This window comes from Okeania sp. KiyG1, assembly GCF_014132355.1.
GTDB lineage: Bacteria > Cyanobacteriota > Cyanobacteriia > Cyanobacteriales > Microcoleaceae > Okeania.
The window spans coordinates 119941-141035 of the sequence record NZ_BLZO01000187.1; the positions used below are offsets into that span (position 1 = coordinate 119941).

Consider the following 21095-nt stretch of genomic DNA (forward strand, 5'->3'; position numbering starts at 1 on the left):
AAGTTAAAATGAGTGAAATGGCGATTGTATGTGTGGATGATGAATTATCAATTTTAAAAAGTTTAGAAATAGAACTTATAGAAGCCTTTGAAGATCGATATATTTACGAATTTGCAGAAACAGCAAATGAAGCTCTAGAAATTATTGACGAATTAGAAAGAGAAGGAACCAGAATTTTTATCATAGTTTCTGATTGGTTAATGCCAGGAATTAAAGGAGATGAACTTCTGATTAGAGTTCATAATAAATATCCTCAAATTATCAAAATAATGTTGACTGGACAAGCTGATGAAGAGTCTATTGAAAGAGTGATAAAAGAAGCTAATTTATATCGTTGCTTGACTAAACCTTGGAATAATGAGGAATTAGTATCAACCATTGAAAATGCTCAGATTAATACTAATTAATTTAAGCATTTCCTACGGAATGCTGCGCAAACAGCCATTAGCTATCAGCTATCAGCTAGCCTCCTATAATCGGAACTACCTTATCAGCTAATTTAAGCATTTCCTACGGAATGCTGCGCAAACAGCCATCAGCTATCAGCTATCAGCTAGTCTCCTATAATCGGAACTGCCTTATCAGCTAATTTAAGCATTTCCTACGGAATGCTGCGCAAACAGCCATCAGCTATCAGCTATCAGCTAGTCTCCTATAATCGGAACTACCTTATCAGCTAATTTAAGCATTTCCTACGGAATGCTGCGCAAACAGCCATCAGCTATCAGCTATCAGCTAGTCTCCTATAATCGGAACTGCCTTATCAGCTAATTTAAGCATTTCCTACGGAATGCTGCGCAAACAGCCATCAGCTATCAGCTATCAGCTAGTCTCCTATAATCGGAACTGCCTTATCAGCTAATTTAAGCATTTCCTACGGAATGCTGCGCAAACAGCCATCAGCTATCAGCTATCAGCTAGCCTCCTATAATCGGAACTGCCTTATCAGCTATTGAATAGAAGAGGAGGTCATTTCAGTTATCAGTTATCAGTTATCAGTTAGCCTCCTCCGGAGGAGCTACGCTTTTTCCGTTTGTCATGCTCCGCAAACATGTCCCGGAGCGTTAACGTTTGCGCCCTTCATTCCGTTAGGAAAGTTCTGCGCTAGCAAAACAGTACCTCTGCAATAAGGAGGCTTGACATTAGGAATATGCTCTTTTTTTGTCCCCTTAAAAAGAGGCTTTAGACCAGAATTTTTTGGTAAAAGCAATTGAAAAATTGAGAAAGAATTAAAAGTTACTACCAATGTACGATCCTTCAACCTTAGAAAGAATTATTCATTATTTGTTGTTTGCGTAGCATCCCGCAGGGAAGGGCTGACTGCTAAGAGCTGAATACTTACTAATACCATGCATGAAAAAAGAATGTTACGAATAATAAGCATGAGAAAAATACTTTACAGCAGGTCTTCCTTTGACAAAAAATAGAATTTACTAGCTCAAAACTGGTATTGAAGTTATTCCCATACGACTCCTGACTCCTGACTTCCCCTCCCCTCCACGGTCGGGGTTAGGGGTGGGTTGTGAGGGGAGAGGCGAGGGGTGGGTTGACTCCTAAGAAATAGCCTAACTATTTGTAGCAAACATTTATCAAATTGGTATAATTAACTAAAAAAAAGCAAAGGTGATGAATCAAATAGTTATTATCTGCGTTGATGACGAACCTATGATTTTAGATAGTCTCCGCATAGAATTAGAAGGAAATTTAGGAGATGATTGTTTGATTGAATTAGCCCAAAGTGGAGAAGAAGCTTTAGAAATATTTATAGAATTACGAGAAGATAATTATAAAATTCCAATAGTAATTGCTGATTATATTATGCCGGATATGAAAGGAGATGAACTACTTAAACGTATTCATTCTATATCTCCTCAAACTCTAAAAATAATGCTGACTGGTCAAGCAGATGTAGCAGGAGTAGGAAATGCTATTAACTATGCAAACTTATATCGTTATATTCCTAAACCTTGGGAATCTGAAGACCTGAAATTAACAGTAAAAGAAGCTTTGAATAGCTATTTTAGAAAACAGGAAATCGAGCAAAAAATGCAGATTTATATAGAATTAATCAGGAACTACTTCAGGCTAATCAGAATTTACAAAAAGCTTTAGAAGCTGAATCAAAATTAACTGCTGCTGCAACTAAATTTGTACCTCATCAATTTTTATCTTTGATGGGGTATCAAAATATTACAGATGTCAAATTAGGAGATAGTGTCGAGCAGAAAATGTCAGTTTTATTTGCTGATATTCGCAACTTTACCACAATTTTAGAATCCATGACTCCAGAAGAGAGTTTTAAGTTTATCAATGGATATCTCTCAATCATGGAACCGGCAATAATTGAAAATCAAGGCTTCATTGATAAATACATTGGCGATGCAATAATGGCACTATTTCCTAGTAAACCAGATGACGCTATTCATGCAGCTATTTCAATGTTAAAACGACTAGATGAATATAATAAAACTAGACAAAGACCAGAAAGACAACCATTAAAAATTGGCATTGGAATTAATACAGGAGATTTGATTTTAGGTACAGTAGGAGGCGCTCAAAGAATAGATGGTACAGTTATTGGCGATACAGTAAACTTAGCATCTCGTTTAGAAGAATTAACCAAACAATATGATGTGTCTTTATTCATAAGTAATTCTACATTTATATCATTAGAAAATCCTGGAAAATATTCTATTAGATTAATTGACAGAGTTAAGGTAAAGGGAAAAGCAGACATGGTGACAGTATTTGAAGTTTTTGATGCAGATCCACCTGAATGTTTAGAGGGTAAAACAATGACAAAACATATATATGAAGAAGCAATAATATTGTATTATCAAAGAAAATTCAGTCAAGCTGCTCAACGATTTCAAGATTGTTTGAATAAAAACCCTAACGACCGAGTAGCTCGAATTTATTTAGAACGTTGTCAACAAAATTTAGAATTTAGAATTTAGAATTTAGAATTCTTAATTCTAAATTCTAGATTGATTTATAATAAAAATTTAACCTCAATATAATTGGAAACTTAACAGAACTAATGTCCGTATTGTTAGCGATCGCAGTTTTAGGCGCACTCATTGTAGTTCACGAGTTAGGCCATTTTCTGGCAGCTCGACTCCAAAAAATCCACGTTAATCGTTTTTCCATTGGTTTATTTGGCCCGATATTATGGAAGTATCAAGGGCCAGAAACAGAATATGCTATCCGCAGCTTTCTATTTGGCGGTTTTGTGGGTTTTCCCGATAATGACCCCGATAGTACAATTCCCAAAGATGACCCAGACCTATTACGCAACCGCCCTATCCTCGACCGAGCGATCGTTCTCAGTGCGGGAGTCATTGCTAACTTGATATTTGCTTACTTTCTATTAGTTACTCAAGTGAGCATCATTGGCATACCAGAATTTAACTATGCTCCAGGAGTAACAGTTCCAGCAGTTGCTACAGAAGTTAGCTCTGCAGCTACAAAAGCAGGCATTAAAGCAAATGATATTATTTTATCCGTTAACGACCAACAATTAGGCCCAAACAAAGAAGCTATTACCACCCTAGTAGAAACAATTCAAAATAGTCCGAATAAACCTTTGGATATGGAACTTGAGCGTGACGGACAAAAGCTATTTGTTGAAGTTACACCAGACCTAGGAGATGATGGCAAAGGTCGTATTGGAGTACAACTAATATCCAATGGAGACGTAGTGCGACATCGCCCTGACAATATTTTTGCAGCTTTTAGCGTCGGTGCTAATGAATTTCAAAGGATTGTAGTTTTAACACTTCAAGGTTTTGGGCAACTCATTAGTAACTTTAGTCAGACAGCAGGACAACTTGCTGGGCCTGTGGCCATTGTAGATATGGGGGCCAAAATTGCTGAAGATAATGTGGGGGAATTATTTCAATTTGCTGCATTGATTAGTATTAACTTAGCAGTGATTAATATTTTACCTTTACCAGCTTTAGACGGCGGTCAGTTAGCATTTTTACTAATAGAGGGAGTAAGAGGTAAACCCTTACCTATGAATATTCAGGAAAATGTGATGCAGACAGGTTTAGTTGTATTGTTAGGTTTAGGAATTTTCTTAATTATTAGAGATACTGCTAATCTGGAAGGAGTGCGGTCGTTACTCCAAAGATAAAAGATAGTATCATGTCCGGTTGAATATTTAGGAGAATTTAGAATTTAGAATTCAGAATTTAGAATTTAGAATTCAGAATTTAGAATTTAGAATTTAGAATTTAGAATTTAGAATTCAGCAGAAGAAGAACCTATCCCACTATTTTTAACAAGCTTATTTGTTTAAGTAGAATGTGTTGAAAAAGCTGAATTTTTGGTTTTTAACTCTCAAAATATTTAGGATTTTGAGCAAAAATATTATTAGTGGGATAGGTTCAAAGTTTTTGTTCATAGCGTAAGCGGAACGGAGTTCTATCGCGCAATTAAACGGATTAGAATTTAGAATTTAGAATTTAGAATTTAGAATTCATATCAAATCCGGTTAAATACCCTCACAATCAATAGCTTAAAACCCTGATTATTACCTTATTGGATCTATGTGTAATTAGGCGGGTTTGATATCAGGAGAAGAAAGTTTTTGTTCATCGCGTAAAGTTCTTGAGTAAACAAGTAAAGATATAGATGGAAAAAGTGGTTGATTTTTCTTTCCTTCCTGCCTCTTCCTTACTTATATAATGTTCGGTAGAAAAGTTATAATCAGGCTCGTAGTTGGGCTTTGCCCTCATATAAGTATTGCAAAGGCTCAAGCCCAACTACAAACAAAAAATTTATTATAAGTAATTATCTTAACTAGATTATTACCTCTTCCTTCTTCCTTCTACTATAAATTATTCCTTCCTTCTTCCCTCTTCCCTCTTCCTTCTTCCTTCCCAATGGTAACAACTCGTAAATTTTCAGTAAAGCGACAGCGATCGCTCGAAATACTCCTTCGTCTCAAACGTCTATATCCAGATGCCACCTGTACCCTCAGTTATCAAACCCCAGTACAGTTACTTGTGGCGACTATCCTTTCTGCTCAATGTACAGATGAACGAGTGAATAAAGTTACACCTTCCCTATTTGAAAAATTCCCGGATGCTGTAGCACTGGCAAATGCAGATATTGAAGAATTAGAAAACCTAGTACGCTCCACAGGATTTTATCGTAATAAAGCCAAAAATATTAAAGCTGCTTGCCAAATGATAGTTGAAAAGTTCGACTACCAAGTGCCAAAGCAGATGGAGCAAATGTTACAACTACCAGGAGTAGCAAGGAAAACAGCTAATGTCGTTTTAGCTCATGCCTACGGAATTATTGTAGGAGTAACAGTAGATACTCATGTTAAACGGTTAAGTCAAAGATTGGGTTTAACAGAACATTCCGATCCAATTAAAATAGAGCGAGATTTAATGCGGTTACTACCTCAACCTGATTGGGAAAATTGGTCAATCAGATTAATTTATCATGGCCGGGCAGTTTGTAAGGCCAAAAATCCAGCCTGCGATAAATGTTTATTAGCTGACTTATGTCCTTCGGTCGGAGGAGTAGGGGAGTAGGGGAGTAGGGGAGTAGGGGAGTAGGGGAGTAGGGGAGCGGGGAATAGTAAAATTTCTAGCAATACTAAACGTTTAAGGGTTTAACATCCTCTACTGACTACTAATACCAACTTTATAAATGTTTGTTACAAATGGTAGGGACGTTGCATAGTCCGTACGAAAGAAGGAAGAAGGAAGAAGGAAGAAGGGGAAAATATTGAAAAAAAGGGAAAAACGATAGAAATAACTATCTAAAATGAACTGGAGCAGCTATTTTTCAGCATATCCGATCAATACCTACCTTTTTGTAGCATTCTTTTTTAAAATTGGTATAACTATTAGACATCTGGTAAAAATCAAAAATAAAATCAATTCTTATCCATAAATTATCAATTATTCCCCTCTTGGGAGGGGTTAGGGGTGGGTTCCCTTTTGCCAGAAGAGCTGTTGCCTGTTGCCTCTTTTCTGGAGATGTCTATTGACTACTACATTTATAGCAATGTGCGCTGGCATATTTACAAATTGCAGGAGATGTCCAATAGCTAAAAGTCTTATATTATCGGTTTTTTATTCCCCCAGATGAGCTGTTGCTTTCTGGAGCTGTTGCCTGCGCACAGCGCTATAAGTGAGGTTGTTCAACCGGACATGATATAACTCAATGTTTGCCATGCCCGAAAAAATCTATGGTACTATTAGAGATTGGGTAAATACCTTAAAAATTAAAAATATCAATTATCTGGAGCAATTACAGAAACTAATCATGGCAAAAAAGAGCATGATCGAGCGTGAGAAAAAACGCAAAAAATTAGTAGAAAAATATGCTGCTAAACGTGCAGAACTTAAACTTCAATTTGAAGAAGCAGAAGACTTAGAGGAGAAAATAGAAATCCATCGTCAAATCCAGAGATTACCTCGTAACAGCGCCCCTTCTCGCGTGCGAAACCGTTGTTGGTTAACTGGGCGTCCAAGAGGTTATTATCGAGACTTTGGACTATCTCGTAACGTTATCCGAGAAATGGCTCACGAAGGTCTCCTACCAGGAGTTGTTAAATCTAGCTGGTAGTTACCAGTTTTGGGTGGGTTTAATTTAGTCGATTATTCAGCCCACCATTAATGCAGTCAGAAGTCCGTAGGGGCGAATGGCCATTCGCCCGCACAGAAGTCAGAAGTGATTTTTGTAATGGGGATGTTGAGTAACCCTACAAAAATATTTCGCCTTAAAAAAGGGGAAGTTTATATCATGTTTTGATATAACCGCATTCTCTGTCCTAGTATTACGGGGTAATAGCCATTCACCCTGACTCCAGACTCCAGACTCCTTTCAATTATTGCCCACAACAGCGCTCTATTCCCAGACTATCTAATAGCAAGTCACTAACAGCATTAGCGATCGCGAACTCTCCGTAAAAACTTTGAGAAAAATCAAAGGCTTGCATTTCTGTCACAATAGCAATTACCAATGAGCCTAAATCATTTTCTCCTTCCATACGATGGCGAACAAATATTTGAGCCGCTCTTTGAGCAATATCCTCATTTACTTTTTCCGGGATAAACTCTTGATTAAGCCATTTGTGTAAAGAAGCTCGCAACCATTCCCCTTCCTGTTCGGGGTTTTCTGCTGTGGGTAAAGTAATTGGTTTTATTGGTTCAGCCATGATTCTAAATTTTCTATTATAAATTGTAAATAGTCATTCCATGATAGAATACGATATTAACTCAATCATACAAGGATATGCTCAAGGCTACTTCCTCATGGCCAATGATGGAGAGAATAGTTTAGAATGGTATGGTAGTCGTAAACGAGCTTTGATTCCTTTGGATGAAAGATTTCGCTACCCACGGTCCCTACGTCGTGTGATTAATCAAAATCGTTTTACTGTTGCTGTTAATCGGGATTTTGAGGCAGTAGTTGAAGGTTGTGCGGATAGAGATACAACTTGGATTTCTGGGGAGTTGAAACAGATTTATAAAGCACTGAATTTAGCAGGATGGGCGTATAGTTTTGAGACTTGGCAAGGAGATGAACTTGCTGGTGGAATTTTGGGTATTGTCATTGGTGGTGGTTTTATTGGAGAGTCAATGTTTTTCAATATTCCAGATGGGTCGAAGGTGGCGATGGTAAAGTTAGTGGAGCGACTACGAGAGAGAGAGTTTGTGTTTTTTGATGCTCAGATGAATAACCCTCATTTGGAAAGATTTGGAGCTTATACTATCAGCGATAAAAAGTATAAAGCACTTTTGAAATTGGCGTTAAGTCGTCGATGTAATTTAATGTAGGGTGATGTTCAACAATTAATAATTAACAATTAATAATTAATAATTACCTCTTTTTAATAAAGAAGAGAATTGGCTAAAAGGTTTTTTTCTTCTCTTGGTCGATTGGATATGGCGAGGGGACCTCGCCATCCCTCGACCGCTTTTTTCTCCATTAATTTTTCGGTACATTTTGACATACTCTCCGACCTAAAGGTTTCGTCATTGAATATATATAGAAGAGATACTCACACCATCAAAGCACCAGAAAAATTATCATCCTGTGAAGTACTCAAAAAAGATGTGGCGACACCGAAAAATTTTCACCCCATCAACAGATCGATATTACTCATGTAGAAGCGATGTAGCTAACGCACTTGCTCCGCCAACGCTATCTTCACAAATCAAAAAAATCATCATCCTGTGAAGCTCAAAAAAACGGCAAGAATTTTCCCCTTGCATCCCCAAAAAGCGAGTGTGTAATTCCGAGGTCTCCTCGGAATGAAAGACACACTCAAGACAAATCATGATAGTATGTAATTATTGGGATTTACTCGCCCCTACACATGACTTTTTATTCAACCCCAAAACAGCATTTAGCCACTGAATACATATAGAAGGGATGCTCACACCATCAAAACACCAGGAAAAATTATCATCCTGTGAAGCTCACTTAAAAATTTTTACCCCATCAACAGGCAACAGACATATTTACAACCCCCAATCATCATTTTGTGAAGCTCAAAAAAAACAGCAAGAATTTTCCCCTTGCATCCCCAAAAAAATCATGATAGTATGTAATTATTGGGGTGTATTCGCCCCTACGCATGACTTTTTATTCAACCCCAAAACAGCATTTAGCCACTGAATACATATAGAAGGGATGCTCACACCATCAAAACACCAGGAAAAATTATCATCCTGTGAAGCACTTAAAAAGTAACCACACCGAAAAATTTTCACCCCATCAACAGATCGATATTACTCATGTAGAAGCGATGTAGCTAACGCACTTGCTCCGCCAACGCTATATTGGCAACCCCAAAATATCATTTTGTGAAGCTCAAAAAAAACGGCAAGAATTTTTCCCTTGCATCCCCAAAAAAATCATGATAGTATGTAATTATTGGGATGTACTCGCCTCTACGCATGACTTTTTATTCAACCCCAAAACAGCATTTAGCCACTGAATACTTATAGAAGGGATACTCAGAAATCAAAACACCAGAAAAATCATCATTCTGTGAAGCTCACTTAAAAAAGAAGTGGCGACACCGAAAAATTTTCATCCCATCAACAGATAGATATTACTCATGTAGAAGCGATCACTATATTGGCAACCCCAAAATATCATTTTGTGAAGCTCAAAAAAACGGCAAGAATTTCCCCCTTGCATCCCCAAAAAAACCATGATAGTATGTAATCATTGGGATGTACTCGCCCCTACGCATGACTTTTTATTCAACCCCAAAACAGCATTTAGCCACTGAATACTTATAGAAGGGATACTCAGAAATCAAAACACCAGAAAAATCATCATTCTGTGAAGCTCACTTAAAAAAGAAGTGGCGACACCGAAAAATTTTCATCCCATCAACAGATAGATATTACTCATGTAGAAGCGATGTAGCTAACGCACTTGCTCCGCCAACGCTATATTGACAACCCCAAAATATCATTTTGTGAAGCTCAAAAAACGGCAAGGGAAAAATCCTTGCATCCCCAAAAAAACCATGATAGTATGTAATTATTAGGATGCACTCGCCCCTACGCATGACTTTTTATTCAACCCCAGAACAGCATTTCCCCACCGAATAGATATAGAAGGGATAGTCAGAAACCAAAGCACCAGAAAAATTTTAGCGTTGCTTAAATGTAAGAGTAAGTAGCTGAAGGTCATTTCAGTTATCAGTTGTAAAATTGAAAAACCTATGTTTTGCATTAATACTTATCAGCAGCCAATTTTTCGGTAATGGTCGTGCATTGTCCGACAATGTTTGTTATCAGAACAGTAGAAGCATCTTGCTCCCATGCCAGGTATTCCTTTTAGCGGTATACCATTACGCGAGCAGGACTACCCATTAATTTTATGTTCAGTAACTAAAGTTAAACTAACCCATTCACCTTTGTCATTGTAAGTACGAATAAGTCGTTGACGAAGGTCAGGTTTAATTAACCAACCAGCTTCAAAAAATATAGGTTTTCTCAACTCAACTTTAATCGGCAAAGTAGCAGAAGCACCATCAGGAAGAAGTAAGACTTTTACAGGTTGAGAACCTTGGTCGAAGTGCAAAATAGAACCTTCAATTATCGCAGTAGAAGTAATTATTTTCTGATTAGAATTACCAAAAGTAATTTGGTGAAATAATCTACCTGTATTCTCAATCTTTAACTCCATTTCAGTTGGATAAATATCTGGTTTCCGCAAATCAGGATAAATAGTAATAGCTTCTCCCTGCCACTTTCCTAATAAAGCATCTACTGTGAGATTCGTATTTTCTAAAGCATTTGTACCTGCTCGTTTTTCTCTAATTAAAGTTAATGTTTTAAAACTTCCATCCTGGTTAAATAATTCTACTAAACGGAGACGACGATTTTGATGAATAAAACCGAACTCAGCACCATTAATTGAAATTGGTGATATTTGAATTGAACCTTGAGAAAAAGCGCCATCTTCAAAAAACATAATATCTTTGCCAAGGGTTTGATATTCTCTGACTAATTCATTAACTTTTTGCTGAGAACTATCCCCTGAAGAAGTAAAGCGACGAAGAGTGAGACGAACTGTTTTATTCTGCTCATCCAAACTTTCTAAAATCAGAATACTAGGTGTATCTTCAACTATCTCTCCTTGAGCAGAAATTTGAGTAAATGAGCCATGCCATTCACCAAGATTTTGTAAAAAATTTTCCCATTGTGTTTTCATATTTTCTAACAAATTTATTTATAGAAGAAGGAAGAAGGAAGAGGGAAGAAGGAAGAAGGAAGAAGGGAAAATTTGACTTTGTATGAATTTTCAGCTTTTGATATAGCAATTTACCGAAATATTGTGGTTTAAAGCGTCCCCTTGATCGGGGATAATAAATAAAAATTTTCATAATTAGTCAATCCTCTTCTTTTCAAGGAGAGGTAATTCTAAATTCGCGCATTCTAAATTCTAAATTCTGAAATACTATATTTGTGTATAAACCTAGGAAATTATTAAGTTTATTTTTTACTTTTTTCCTCAATAAATCTAGTATTATCTTTTCTTTTGCGAGTTTAATACCCCACCGTCAACAGGGGTGCTTAAAATTGTTTGCGGTTATAAAACACGAAGTGACCTGTCGGAGACTATTCATAAGCAACTAGACCTTCTGCCTTATTTAATCATAATTAATATTTTTCTCATCAAAACTAATTGAACCAGGACCAAAAGAATAAACTATTAACAATCCTCCGATTAATCCAAGATTTTTCATAAAAGCAATTTCCTGGGAAGGATCTGCAAAAAGATTGTGGAAAATCAGAGTACTTGGAATTAAAAATCCTATTAATAAAAGTGCGCCATAACGAGCTTTATAACCTACTAAAACAGATAATCCACCTATTAATAAAACAGCAATTGTCGGAAATAAAAGCCAACCAGGAATTCCTGCAGATGCCATATATTGTTGATTACTTGCTGGGTCGAAAATTTTACCAATACCTGACTTGATAAAAATCGCAGAGAGGAATATTCTGCCTAAGAGTGAAGTCCACGGTTGTAAATTATTCATATTGCTTTGGCTAGTATATTTTTTCGTTTACTATTTTATTTGATATTTCCAATATTGATATTTATTTTTTGTAAAACTTCATACAATATATAGGGAATAGGAAATTTAGAAACATCGCAACAATATTAGGGTAAGCATTTCCTGCGGAATGCTGCGCAAACAGCTATTAGCTGTCAGCTCTCAGCTCTGATAAGGAGATTTTAATATATAGACTTTAAAACTAGCTTTTAGGCGTAAAATTTAATTCTCATTCAATTAGTAAAGCTTTTATCTAGAACTAAAAGCTGATGGCTGATAGCTGACGGCTGAATGCTTACATATTAGGAATGATTTATATCATGTCTGTTTGAATACACACTATACAAAATTTAAGGAATAGGGAACAGGGAATAGGAAGAGATTTATCAGAGAAAACATTTTTATTATGGCTAATTAATGAGACTTGATATTAGGATTGTTATTTGAAGAAGCAAGAAAGAAAAAGTGTCTGGGGATACTAATAAAAATGGCCATTATTTTACCGATATCAACTTTATAGAATTACAAGAATTGGTTAGGACATTTTTCAATCCTAAAACCCTTTTACAGTTCGCTATTTTCTGTTCCCTAGCCCATAGCGCTATAGATTTTTTTATCCTTGATACTGTTAATTATCTAACACTAATTATCTAGAGAATATAATATAGTGGTAAGCATTTACCAGGGAATGTTGCGCAAACAGCTATTAGCATTCAGCAAACAGATTTTAAAAGTACAATATTTAGTAAAGTTAGCTAAAGGCGACCAATTTATTCATAAGTTTGAATTTTCCTTGGAGACTAATTCCTCTTGAGCGTGCGATCATCAGTTAATAACTCATAGCTGAAGTTAATAACTCATAGCTGATAGCTGACGGCTGAATGCTGAATGCTTACATATAGTGTAGGTTTATTAGAGCTAATATATAAAAAGCTTTAGTCAATCTGATTAAGTACTGATTAAGTATTAATTCACTACATTAAGAATATGAAAAAAATTGCTATTTTTATATCTATTGCTACAGTTGTTTTGAGTAACAACCAGGCTTTAGCCGGAGAACATGGCGCTCACTGCCTGAATATTATTAGTGGTGAAATGAAACAGTGTAGAGTTATTATCTCAGACCGAAATAATAGCCTAGAAATGAATTTTAAATCTGAAAAATTTCAAGATGTTAATATGAAGTTGAGAGGTGATCAGATTACTGAAATTTCAACTGGTGAATATGCTAAAAAAAGAGCAAAAGAAACTATTGGGGCAAGTTTAGTTCTCGGTCCTTTAGGAGCATTAGTTGGTCTCTTTGCTAAACAGGATAGGACTCAGTTAGCTATTGAATATGTAGATGTTCAAAACAATAAAAATGTCACGATGATTGATATTCCTACAAAACATAGCGAACCTCTAATGAAAGATTTAGAAATTTTGACTGGTTTACAAATTCGTAGTTCTGAATAAGATCAAATCTCAAAAACTTTGTTGGGGTTTGTAGACTGGGAGGGGCAACTTTTCAGTATCTATTTCTTCCTTCTCTCCTAGATAACTAATATCATGTCCGTTTAATAACGTGATAAAAAACTTTCTTCTTCTCTTCCTTCTTTCTTCCTCCTGACTCCTGACTCCTGACTCCTCCTTTGTTAATTAGTATGGCTAAAATTATGCAAAAACAATTAATTGCTTTTGTCTCTATTGCTTCATTATTTATTCCAGCTAATATTGCCTTAGCTAGAACTCATGGCGCTCATTGTTTAAATAATAATAATGGGGAGTTAAATCAATGCAAAGTCAACGTAGATATTTCGGGTAAGCGTCTGGATATAGCATTTGATAAAGAAGAATATCAAGATGCTAACTTTACTTTAAAGAAAGAACAAATTACAGAACTTTCTACAGGAGATTATGCAAAAACTCAAGTCAGAAAAAGTATTGCTAAAGGTATTCTTTCTCCTGTAGGTGGAATAATTAGTGCTATAGATAAACAAGCTAGGATTCAAATAGCAATTGTTTATTTGGATGCACAAAATAATGAAAATGTTACCTTGGTTGATATCCCTAGTCGATATGCTTTATTGTTTAGACAAGAACTTGAAACTATGACTGGATTAAAAGTTAGCAAATAAGAAGGTGTTCAATAATTAATAATTAATAATTAATTATTACCTCTCCTTGAAAATGGATAGGATTGACGCAAAAGGGAAAATTTTTTATTCTCTTGGTCGATTGATATGGCTCCGAGACCTCGCCATCCCACCCTACGGGAAGCTCCGCTAACGACCGCTTTTTTATTCTTTAAAGGAGAGGCTTTAAACCTTAATTATTTGGTAAGGTGATAGGTGATATATTTGATACCAATTTCATAAAATACTGCTACAGTCATGACACAGGGAACAGGGAACAGGGAAATAAAAACATAAGAAAAAAGATGAAAAAAGGGTTTAATTTTTATATTTTATCGCATTTAGATTTTTTCTTATAGGAATAAATCACAAATTAAGATGTAACTACCTTTTTTGAATTTGGTATTAGGTGGTGAAAAAAAACTTACTTCTGTTTGTTACCGAATAATTATTAATTATTAATTAAATTCAGCTAATTGCCTACCCTTGGCTGCGCCGCGAGCTGTCGCTCTACAAGGGGGAAAAAAAGAAATAATATTTCCTTATGTTCAATTCCATTTCTGTTACAACCAGAGGTAATTATCCATTATCCATTATCCATTATCCATTAATGAATCCCCCTACTCTCCCGTTCAAAAAAGAAAGTTTAAAAGAATCTAAAAAAACAAGGCAAAAGCAATAAAAATCAATATGGCGAAAAACTTTAGAGAAAATATTATAGCAGTCGAAGCAAAGGGCGCGGACATATCAAAAGCTTAAAAATCAGACAACGCAAGATTTTTCCTTCTCCCTTCTTCCTTCTTACCAAAAAACGAGGTCCAAAGCCTACTCTTTTAAGGGGATGAAAAAATATTCAGTTCAGTATTTTCTTGCCTCCGGCTTTAGTGGTCGGTACTGATAACTGATAACTGATAACTAATAACTGAAATGACTTCTCCCTTCTTCCTTCTGCTATATAAATTAAAAAAACCTACAAATTCCATAAGTTCTTTTGAAATCAAATTAATATTGAGGTTAATTTTGAGGATTTATGATTTATGACCCCTGAAACAATAATCAAGCAATCTTTAGGAACAACAGGCGGATATACAACATTTAGTGCTGACAACTTCAACACTTATGTAATGAACACTTACGGGCGTTTTCCCATTGCCCTCGAACATGGTGAAGGTTGTCGTGTTTGGGATACCGAAGGAAAAGAATATCTAGATTTTGTGGCCGGAATTGCTACCTGTACCCTCGGTCACGCTCACCCCGTAATGATGGCAACAGTCTCCCAACAAATTCAACGACTACACCATGTATCCAATCTATACTATATCCCAGTTCAGGGAGAATTAGCACAGTGGTTGACAGAACATTCCTGTGCAGACAAAGCATTTTTCTGTAATTCTGGAGCAGAAGCTAACGAAGGAGCAATAAAATTAGCCCGCAAATATGCTCACGAAAAATTAGATATTGAAAATCCGATAATTTTGACTGCCAATGCTAGTTTCCACGGAAGAACTCTAGCAACTATTACCGCAACAGGGCAACCAAAATATCATAAAGGTTTTAGCCCCTTAATGCCAGGATTTTATTATGTCCCCTACAATGATATTGCTGCTATAGAAAGCGCGATCGCCGAACTAGACAAAGACAAACGACAAGTTGCAGCTATTATGCTAGAACCACTCCAGGGAGAAGGAGGGGTTCGCCCTGGTGATGTAGCTTACTTTCAAAGAATTAGAGAAATTTGTGACGAGAAAGGCATTCTTTTAATATTAGATGAAGTACAAGTAGGGATGGGTCGTAGTGGCAAACTTTGGGGATATGAAAATCTGGATATTGAGCCAGATATTTTTACTTCCGCTAAAGGACTAGGTGGAGGTATTCCCATCGGAGCAATGTTATGTAAATCTCACTGTGATGTTTTTGAACCAGGCAGTCATGCTAGCACTTTTGGTGGAAACCCCTTTGTTTGTTCAGTAGCGCTCGCTGTTTGTCAAACTTTGGAACAGGAAAATTTGTTGACAAATGTACAGCAGAGAGGCGAACAGTTACGAGTAGGGTTAAATGCTATTGCCACTAAATATCCCGACCTATTTACCGAAGTGCGCGGTTGGGGTTTGATTAATGGTATGGAGTTGAAAGCAGATGTAGAGTTGACTTCTATTGATATAGTCAAAGCTGCCATGAATGAAGGTTTATTAATCGTACCTGCGGGTCCGAAAGTATTGCGTTTTGTGCCTCCACTTATTGTAACTGCTGCCGAAGTTACTATAGCTGTGGATGCCTTGGCAAGAGCGATCGCTAGGGAGTAGGGAAGTAGGGGAGTAGGGAAGTAGGGGAGTAGGGGAGTAGGGGAGTAGGGTGTGTGAGCGGAACGAAGTGGAGTATCACGCACCATTTTTCCCACTAGACATCTCCAATAATCAAAAATAAAATCAATTATCCCACTGTTATTGATCAATTCTTTTTCCCAACTCCCTCTTTTGGAAGAGATATCTAATAGGAGTAGACGTGGGTTACGCTGTCGCTAACGACTGTAAAATCTTTTAATCACTCTTATTATTCAAACATATTATTTTTTAAAATTGGTATTGTAGAATTATAATATTAAGTAGCTTATGAAATGTAACTATGAATATTACTTTAAATCCAGAACAAGAAAAATTTATTCAATCCCAAATTGCTAAGGGAAAATATACTAACATTCAACAAGCAGTCGATGCAGCTTTAAAGTTGTTAGAAAAACAAGAGATTACTCCTACAGAGTTAGAGAAAAAATCAACTCATCAACTGGATAAGTTAGCTGGAACTTGGACAGAAACTGATGAAATTGAATTTTTAGAGAATACTAAGCCTTTTAGAAAGATTGAGACAAATTTATGGAAATAAAACCGATTTTATTAGATACTAATGCTTATACTGCTTTTAAACGTAATGTATCTGATGCAGTAGAAGTTATTAACAATACTCCTTTAATCGGCCTTAATAGTGTTATTTTAGGAGAATTATTAGGAGGATTTGCTGTAGGAACGAAAGAAGCGATAAATCGCGATGAATTAAAACTATTTCTGAGTATTGAGAAGGTAAAAGTTTTTGTTATTGATAATGATACTGCTGAATATTATGCCATGGTTTATCGTAGTTTAAGAACAAAGGGAAACCCTATTCCTACCAATGATATGTGGATTGCATCCACAGCATTACAGCATAATTTATCATTGTTTAGTTATGACAAGCATTTTCAAGCTGTAAATGGATTAGTTACAGGTACTTGTTTATCTGATTTGATGGTTAAATAAGTTTTGAAGAAGAAAGTTTTTCCTAATTAGAAAAGATTTATTTACTAGAGATATGAGCAACTAACTAATTGTTAAACAGTAGTAGGGTGTGTGAGCGGAACGAAGTGGAGTATCACGCACCATTTTTCCCATGAGACATCTCCAATAATCAAAAATAAAATAAATTATCCCACTGTTATTCATAAATTTTTTCTCCCTGCTCCCTACTTCCTACTCCCTTTTTTGGAGGAGATGTCTAATAGGGGTAGAGGTGCCTTACGCTGTCGCTAACGACACCCTACTCACTTCTTTTCAAGGAGAGGTAATTCTAAATTCTAAATTCTAAATTCTAAATTCTTGAAACATCTCCAATAATCAAAAATAAAATTAATTGTCGTACAGAAATCATAAATTATTGCCACCTACTCCCTACTCCCTACTCCCTACTCCCTAATAATGAATAAAATTAATCATCAATTCAAACAATTAAAAATCTGGCTAGGAATAGGAGTAGCGATCGCTTTTCTTTCTATTTCCCTATACGCAATAGTAAGCTCACCAAAATTAGTCACTGCAAAAGCTATACCTGAAAAAAAAGAGGTGCGTGGAGTCTGGATAACTAATGTTAGTAGTACCGTATTATTCGCTCCCTGGGGAATAAACCGCGCTCTCCGTCAACTTTCTCAACTCAACTTCAACACTGTTTATCCCGTAACCTGGAATAGAGGTAACACATTTTATCCCAGTGACCTTGCTCGAAAAGTTACAGGTCAACCTCAAGACCCTACCCTTGCCACATTTCGCCTTGGTGGAGATGTACTCAGAGAAATATTTACACAGTCGCACCGCCAAGGTTTACGAGTCATCCCTTGGTTTGAATATGGTTTCATGGCACCAATAAATTCTCTGTTAGTCAAACGCCATCCCCACTGGGTGACAACCAGTCTTGACAAAAATAGAAATTTTTCCGAAGACATATTTGAATTAGAACTTAAAGACCTGCTCCCAGAATCAGATGAACAGTCCTTATTAACAATACTAAAACAGTCTCTCTCTATCAATAATGTTTGGCTTAACCCCATTCACCCCCAAGTACAAAAATTTTTTATCGACCTGGTATTAGAGGTTGTCAAAACATACGATGTCGATGGAATTCAAATAGACGATCGCTTTGCCATGCCAGTACAATTAGGCTACGATCCAATTACAGTCCGCCTCTACAGGGAACAACATCAAGGTAAAATGCCACCAGAAGATTTTACAGACCCAGAATGGATGCAGTGGCGGGCAAATCAAATAACCGCTTTAATGGAAAGACTTTATAAAGCTGTCAAAGCAGTAAAACCTAATTGTATTGTATCCTTGTCTTCTAATCCTGATGACTTTGCTTATAAATTATATCTGCAAGACTGGCCAACTTGGATAAAGCGAGGTATAGTAGACGAATTTGTTTTGCAAGTGTATCGAAATAATTTACCTTCATTTTTAGCAGAATTGGAACAACCAGAGGTAAAATTGGCCAAAAGTAAAATTCCTTTCAGTATAGGTATTCTCACAGGTACCACGAAAACACCCATAAAAATAGAGCAAATTCAACAACAAGTAAAAGCAGTACGCGATCGCCACTTTGCAGGAGTATCTTTTTTCTATTGGGAAACCTTGTGGGGTTATATGACTCCAAATTCACCCCAAGAGCGGCGGACTCGTTTCAAGCAAATGTTTCCGACCTCCGTATCTCGCCCTAGAGGGGAGTAGGGGAGTGGGGAGTGAGGGAGTGGGGGAGTAGGGGGGTAGACCGTAGGTTGGGTTGACGCAGGAAACCCAACAAATTTAGATAGCTATCAGTATTTTCCGTACCGGAATGCTCTGCAAACAGCACTCAGCTTTCAGTCAGTCCAGTAGGGTGCGTTAATGAAATGTAACGCACCGTCCCACAGAACGTGGTGCGCGAGGTGTAAAACCGACCATTATTCCAGAAATAGAGTTAGTCCAGTAGGGTGCGTTAATGAAATGTAACGCACCATCCCACAGAACGCGGTGCGTGAGGTGTAAAACCGACCATTATTCCAGCAATAGTAACCGTAACATCACACACTCTACTTAATCTTTTGTTTTTGACATCCTCCCGACGCTGACCTGACGGTACAGCCAGGGATTCCCATCCATCACTCGAACAGACTGTAGGGGCGAACGGCCGTTTGCCCCTACTGAAATGACTCAGGGCGGGTTGACACCTCACTGGAAAATGCTGGCAAAGCTAGTGCAACATTTAACCTACTCAAAGCTATATACCTTGAATCTGTATAGCATCACCAGTTAAAGTGATGGCTGTTGCCCGCAAAGTCTTGTTGTCAAGCAACAAGACGCATAGTTTTTTTAAGGTTTGGAGGCCCGTAGCCTACTCGTTCCCCGCACTGTGGCGTCTCACAGTCCATTATTTAATGTCGCTTAACATCAGACCATTTATCTTTGGATAAATTTTAGTTCTTGGCCGGGCGGGAGCGTTCGCTTGTTAAACAAGTTACTAGCCATAGGAGATTATACTTTATTTAATAGTTTTTGTCAAAGAATTGATTGAGCTTTCGACGAACCCAATTAATGCTACATAACTACATATAATAAGCCTTGAAAAGGCTTATAGAGGTTTTTAGTCAACTATTACTCCTCTAACACTTCCTCCGTGTCCGTTTAACTTCTCCGAGTGCCCCTCGGCGACTTGATTGAACAGTTACAGTAATCTTAACCTTGGTTTTTGGCCAGAGCAATATTTGTATGTTAACAGATTATCTGTAAAACCGCAACATTGATTGGCATTCATCCCGACGCTCCCCTACGGGAGAACGCGGGTCTGCTGCCAACATTTTGATCAACTCCCGAAAATTTGTGTCCATTATCGAAAAGCGACGTTGAAGGCCCCCGTGTTTTAACCGGTGGATGAAAACAAGGGAGTCGTTTAGACTAGACAACTTTAGTTGTCCTGTGCTATTATTATCTGTAATAACTTTTCGGTCTGCCCGTTTCAAATGTACTGTTGTCAGCAAGTTTTAGTAGGTAAAAATCCTGAATTAATTCCCATTTTAACATTCTTGTGCGAACAGTCTCACAAACTCACTAACATGGGCATATATTATGGTCGGCAATTATATTTTAAAGCCAGGATTGGCATGGGCAAATATGACTTGGAAAAAGTCTATAAACACAACTATCATTACAAAGTTTTATATTCGCTCTTCAGCACAACAAATATTGAGAACAGTAGCTGAATCATTTCGCTCTTATTATGGTCTTATTATTGCCTATAGTCAAGGAAAAATCTCAGACAGACCAAGGATTCCTAACTACAGAAAAAAAGGGGAATGGCTACAGTTAGTTACCCAATTCATGCATTAAAACTTAAAGGTAATCAAATCAGAGTACCATTAGGGAATACTTGTAAGCCCTGGTTTGGTTTGGATTGCTTTTTAATTCCCATGCCTAGTAATCTAGAATTCTCTACTCTCAAAGAACTGAGGCTATTACCGAGAAACAAATGTTTTTATTGGGAATTTATCTATGAAAAAGAAGTGGTAATTAAACCCCAATAAAATCAAGAAAATGTATTAGGAATAGACCATGGTTTAAATAATTGGTTGACCTGTGTATCGAATGTAGGTACAAGCGCGGGTTGTAGATGGGAAACACCCACCCCTATCCCCTCCCGGGAGGGGAACTAAAGGGGTGGGTTGGTACAACAAACAAGTATCAACTCTTAAAGAAAATCAACCGACTGGATTTTGGTCAAATAAACTAGCTACAATTACAGAAAAGCGTAACCGCCAAATGCGTAACGGTATAAATAAAGCAGCCAGAATAGTCATTAACCATTGCTTAAAAAAATCTATTGGTACAATTGTTTTGGTTGGAATAAAGGTCAGAAAAATCAAATAGAATTAGGAAAAAAAGTAATTCTGAGTTTGTACCAATTCCGACAGCTAGACTCAAAGAAAGAATAGCTCAATTATCTGAAGAGTATGGAATTGTATTTATAGAAACTGAGGAAAGTTATACTTGTAGGGGCGAATGGCCATTCGCCCCTTCATTTTTAGATGGTGACGATCTACCTAATTATGGTGAGAAACCCAATGATTGGAAACCGTCAGGAAAAAGAATAAA

21 protein-coding genes are annotated in these 21095 nt (G+C 36.8%); 16 read left to right on the forward strand and 5 right to left on the reverse strand.

Translation table 11 applies throughout. The features are described from left to right. Positions 1 to 8: 8 nt before the first annotated feature. The 6 genes from SAGCYANO_RS41630 (at position 9) to rpsN (ending at position 6594) form a co-directional block, all read left to right on the forward strand. Positions 9 to 407 carry a response regulator gene (locus tag SAGCYANO_RS41630; RefSeq protein WP_202225373.1) on the forward strand — a complete coding sequence of 133 codons (399 nt, stop codon included), beginning with the start codon at positions 9 to 11 and terminating at the stop codon, positions 405 to 407. A 1219-nt stretch (positions 408 to 1626) separates the two neighbouring features. Then, positions 1627 to 2112: a response regulator gene (locus SAGCYANO_RS49810; RefSeq protein ID WP_202225374.1), complete on the forward strand. Its 486-nt coding sequence runs from the start codon at positions 1627 to 1629 to the stop codon at positions 2110 to 2112. Positions 2113 to 2174: 62 nt separating this feature from the next. After that, positions 2175 to 2957, forward strand: coding sequence for an adenylate/guanylate cyclase domain-containing protein (locus SAGCYANO_RS49815; RefSeq protein ID WP_307786318.1), 783 nt, complete (start codon positions 2175 to 2177; stop codon positions 2955 to 2957). Positions 2958 to 3040: 83 nt separating this feature from the next. Beyond that, positions 3041 to 4138, forward strand: a complete 1098-nt coding sequence (gene rseP, locus SAGCYANO_RS41645) for an RIP metalloprotease RseP (protein WP_202225375.1) — start codon at positions 3041 to 3043, stop codon at positions 4136 to 4138. Between the two features lie 751 nt (positions 4139 to 4889). Continuing rightward, complete coding sequence (gene nth / locus SAGCYANO_RS41650; RefSeq protein WP_202225376.1) at positions 4890 to 5552, forward strand: endonuclease III; 663 nt, start codon at positions 4890 to 4892, stop codon at positions 5550 to 5552. A gap of 739 nt (positions 5553 to 6291) precedes the next feature. Further along, positions 6292 to 6594 carry a 30S ribosomal protein S14 gene (gene rpsN, locus SAGCYANO_RS41655; RefSeq protein WP_202225449.1) on the forward strand — a complete coding sequence of 101 codons (303 nt, stop codon included), beginning with the start codon at positions 6292 to 6294 and terminating at the stop codon, positions 6592 to 6594. A gap of 262 nt (positions 6595 to 6856) precedes the next feature. Here the strand turns inward: rpsN and SAGCYANO_RS41660 are convergent, their stop codons facing one another. Next, entirely contained in the window at positions 6857 to 7186 is a 330-nt protein-coding gene (locus SAGCYANO_RS41660; protein ID WP_202225377.1) for a hypothetical protein, read from the reverse strand. Between the two features lie 40 nt (positions 7187 to 7226). On the opposite strand from SAGCYANO_RS41660, the gene aat reads away from it, so the two are divergent. Together aat and SAGCYANO_RS48695 are read left to right on the forward strand one after the other, a co-directional pair. After that, positions 7227 to 7808: a leucyl/phenylalanyl-tRNA--protein transferase gene (gene aat / locus SAGCYANO_RS41665; protein WP_202225378.1), complete on the forward strand. Its 582-nt coding sequence runs from the start codon at positions 7227 to 7229 to the stop codon at positions 7806 to 7808. Positions 7809 to 8009: 201 nt separating this feature from the next. Further along, positions 8010 to 8141 (forward strand): hypothetical protein, encoded by a 132-nt coding sequence (locus tag SAGCYANO_RS48695; RefSeq protein ID WP_255502896.1) that lies wholly within the window; start codon positions 8010 to 8012, stop codon positions 8139 to 8141. Between the two features lie 1717 nt (positions 8142 to 9858). On the opposite strand, the gene SAGCYANO_RS41675 is transcribed toward SAGCYANO_RS48695, so the two are convergent. Further along, a complete protein-coding gene (locus SAGCYANO_RS41675; protein ID WP_202225380.1) occupies positions 9859 to 10710 on the reverse strand; it encodes a DUF3598 family protein in 852 nt (283 codons plus the stop codon). Positions 10711 to 11149: 439 nt separating this feature from the next. Then, on the reverse strand, positions 11150 to 11542 hold the full coding sequence (locus SAGCYANO_RS41680) for a DoxX family protein (protein ID WP_202225381.1): 393 nt from the start codon (positions 11540 to 11542) through the stop codon (positions 11150 to 11152). Between the two features lie 1005 nt (positions 11543 to 12547). On the opposite strand from SAGCYANO_RS41680, the gene SAGCYANO_RS41690 reads away from it, so the two are divergent. The 5 genes from SAGCYANO_RS41690 to SAGCYANO_RS41710 all read left to right on the forward strand — a co-directional run bounded on the left by SAGCYANO_RS41690 (position 12548) and on the right by SAGCYANO_RS41710 (position 16964). Then, positions 12548 to 13015, forward strand: a complete 468-nt coding sequence (locus SAGCYANO_RS41690) for a hypothetical protein (protein WP_202225383.1) — start codon at positions 12548 to 12550, stop codon at positions 13013 to 13015. 200 nt (positions 13016 to 13215) lie between these two features. Beyond that, entirely contained in the window at positions 13216 to 13677 is a 462-nt protein-coding gene (locus SAGCYANO_RS41695) for a hypothetical protein (protein WP_202225384.1), read from the forward strand. A 1034-nt stretch (positions 13678 to 14711) separates the two neighbouring features. After that, positions 14712 to 15977, forward strand: a complete 1266-nt coding sequence (locus tag SAGCYANO_RS41700) for an aspartate aminotransferase family protein (RefSeq protein ID WP_202225385.1) — start codon at positions 14712 to 14714, stop codon at positions 15975 to 15977. A gap of 319 nt (positions 15978 to 16296) precedes the next feature. Beyond that, complete coding sequence (locus tag SAGCYANO_RS41705) at positions 16297 to 16554, forward strand: type II toxin-antitoxin system ParD family antitoxin (RefSeq protein ID WP_202225386.1); 258 nt, start codon at positions 16297 to 16299, stop codon at positions 16552 to 16554. Continuing rightward, positions 16545 to 16964: a type II toxin-antitoxin system VapC family toxin gene (locus tag SAGCYANO_RS41710; RefSeq protein ID WP_202225387.1), complete on the forward strand. Its 420-nt coding sequence runs from the start codon at positions 16545 to 16547 to the stop codon at positions 16962 to 16964. The genes SAGCYANO_RS41705 and SAGCYANO_RS41710 overlap by 10 nt, the downstream gene beginning before the upstream one ends. Before the next feature lie 60 nt (positions 16965 to 17024). On the opposite strand, the gene SAGCYANO_RS48700 is transcribed toward SAGCYANO_RS41710, so the two are convergent. After that, positions 17025 to 17147, reverse strand: coding sequence for a hypothetical protein (locus tag SAGCYANO_RS48700; RefSeq protein WP_255502897.1), 123 nt, complete (start codon positions 17145 to 17147; stop codon positions 17025 to 17027). 252 nt (positions 17148 to 17399) lie between these two features. On the opposite strand from SAGCYANO_RS48700, the gene SAGCYANO_RS41715 reads away from it, so the two are divergent. Continuing rightward, positions 17400 to 18698, forward strand: coding sequence for a glycoside hydrolase family 10 protein (locus SAGCYANO_RS41715; protein WP_237397208.1), 1299 nt, complete (start codon positions 17400 to 17402; stop codon positions 18696 to 18698). A gap of 247 nt (positions 18699 to 18945) precedes the next feature. Here SAGCYANO_RS41715 and SAGCYANO_RS41720 read toward each other — a convergent pair whose 3' ends face one another. Continuing rightward, positions 18946 to 19182, reverse strand: a complete 237-nt coding sequence (locus SAGCYANO_RS41720; protein WP_202225388.1) for a hypothetical protein — start codon at positions 19180 to 19182, stop codon at positions 18946 to 18948. A gap of 890 nt (positions 19183 to 20072) precedes the next feature. Here SAGCYANO_RS41720 and SAGCYANO_RS46920 point away from each other — a divergent pair. Further along, positions 20073 to 20333, forward strand: a complete 261-nt coding sequence (locus SAGCYANO_RS46920) for a hypothetical protein (protein WP_237397209.1) — start codon at positions 20073 to 20075, stop codon at positions 20331 to 20333. Between the two features lie 327 nt (positions 20334 to 20660). After that, positions 20661 to 20870 carry a hypothetical protein gene (locus SAGCYANO_RS41735; RefSeq protein WP_202225391.1) on the forward strand — a complete coding sequence of 70 codons (210 nt, stop codon included), beginning with the start codon at positions 20661 to 20663 and terminating at the stop codon, positions 20868 to 20870. Positions 20871 to 21095: the final 225 nt, after the last annotated feature.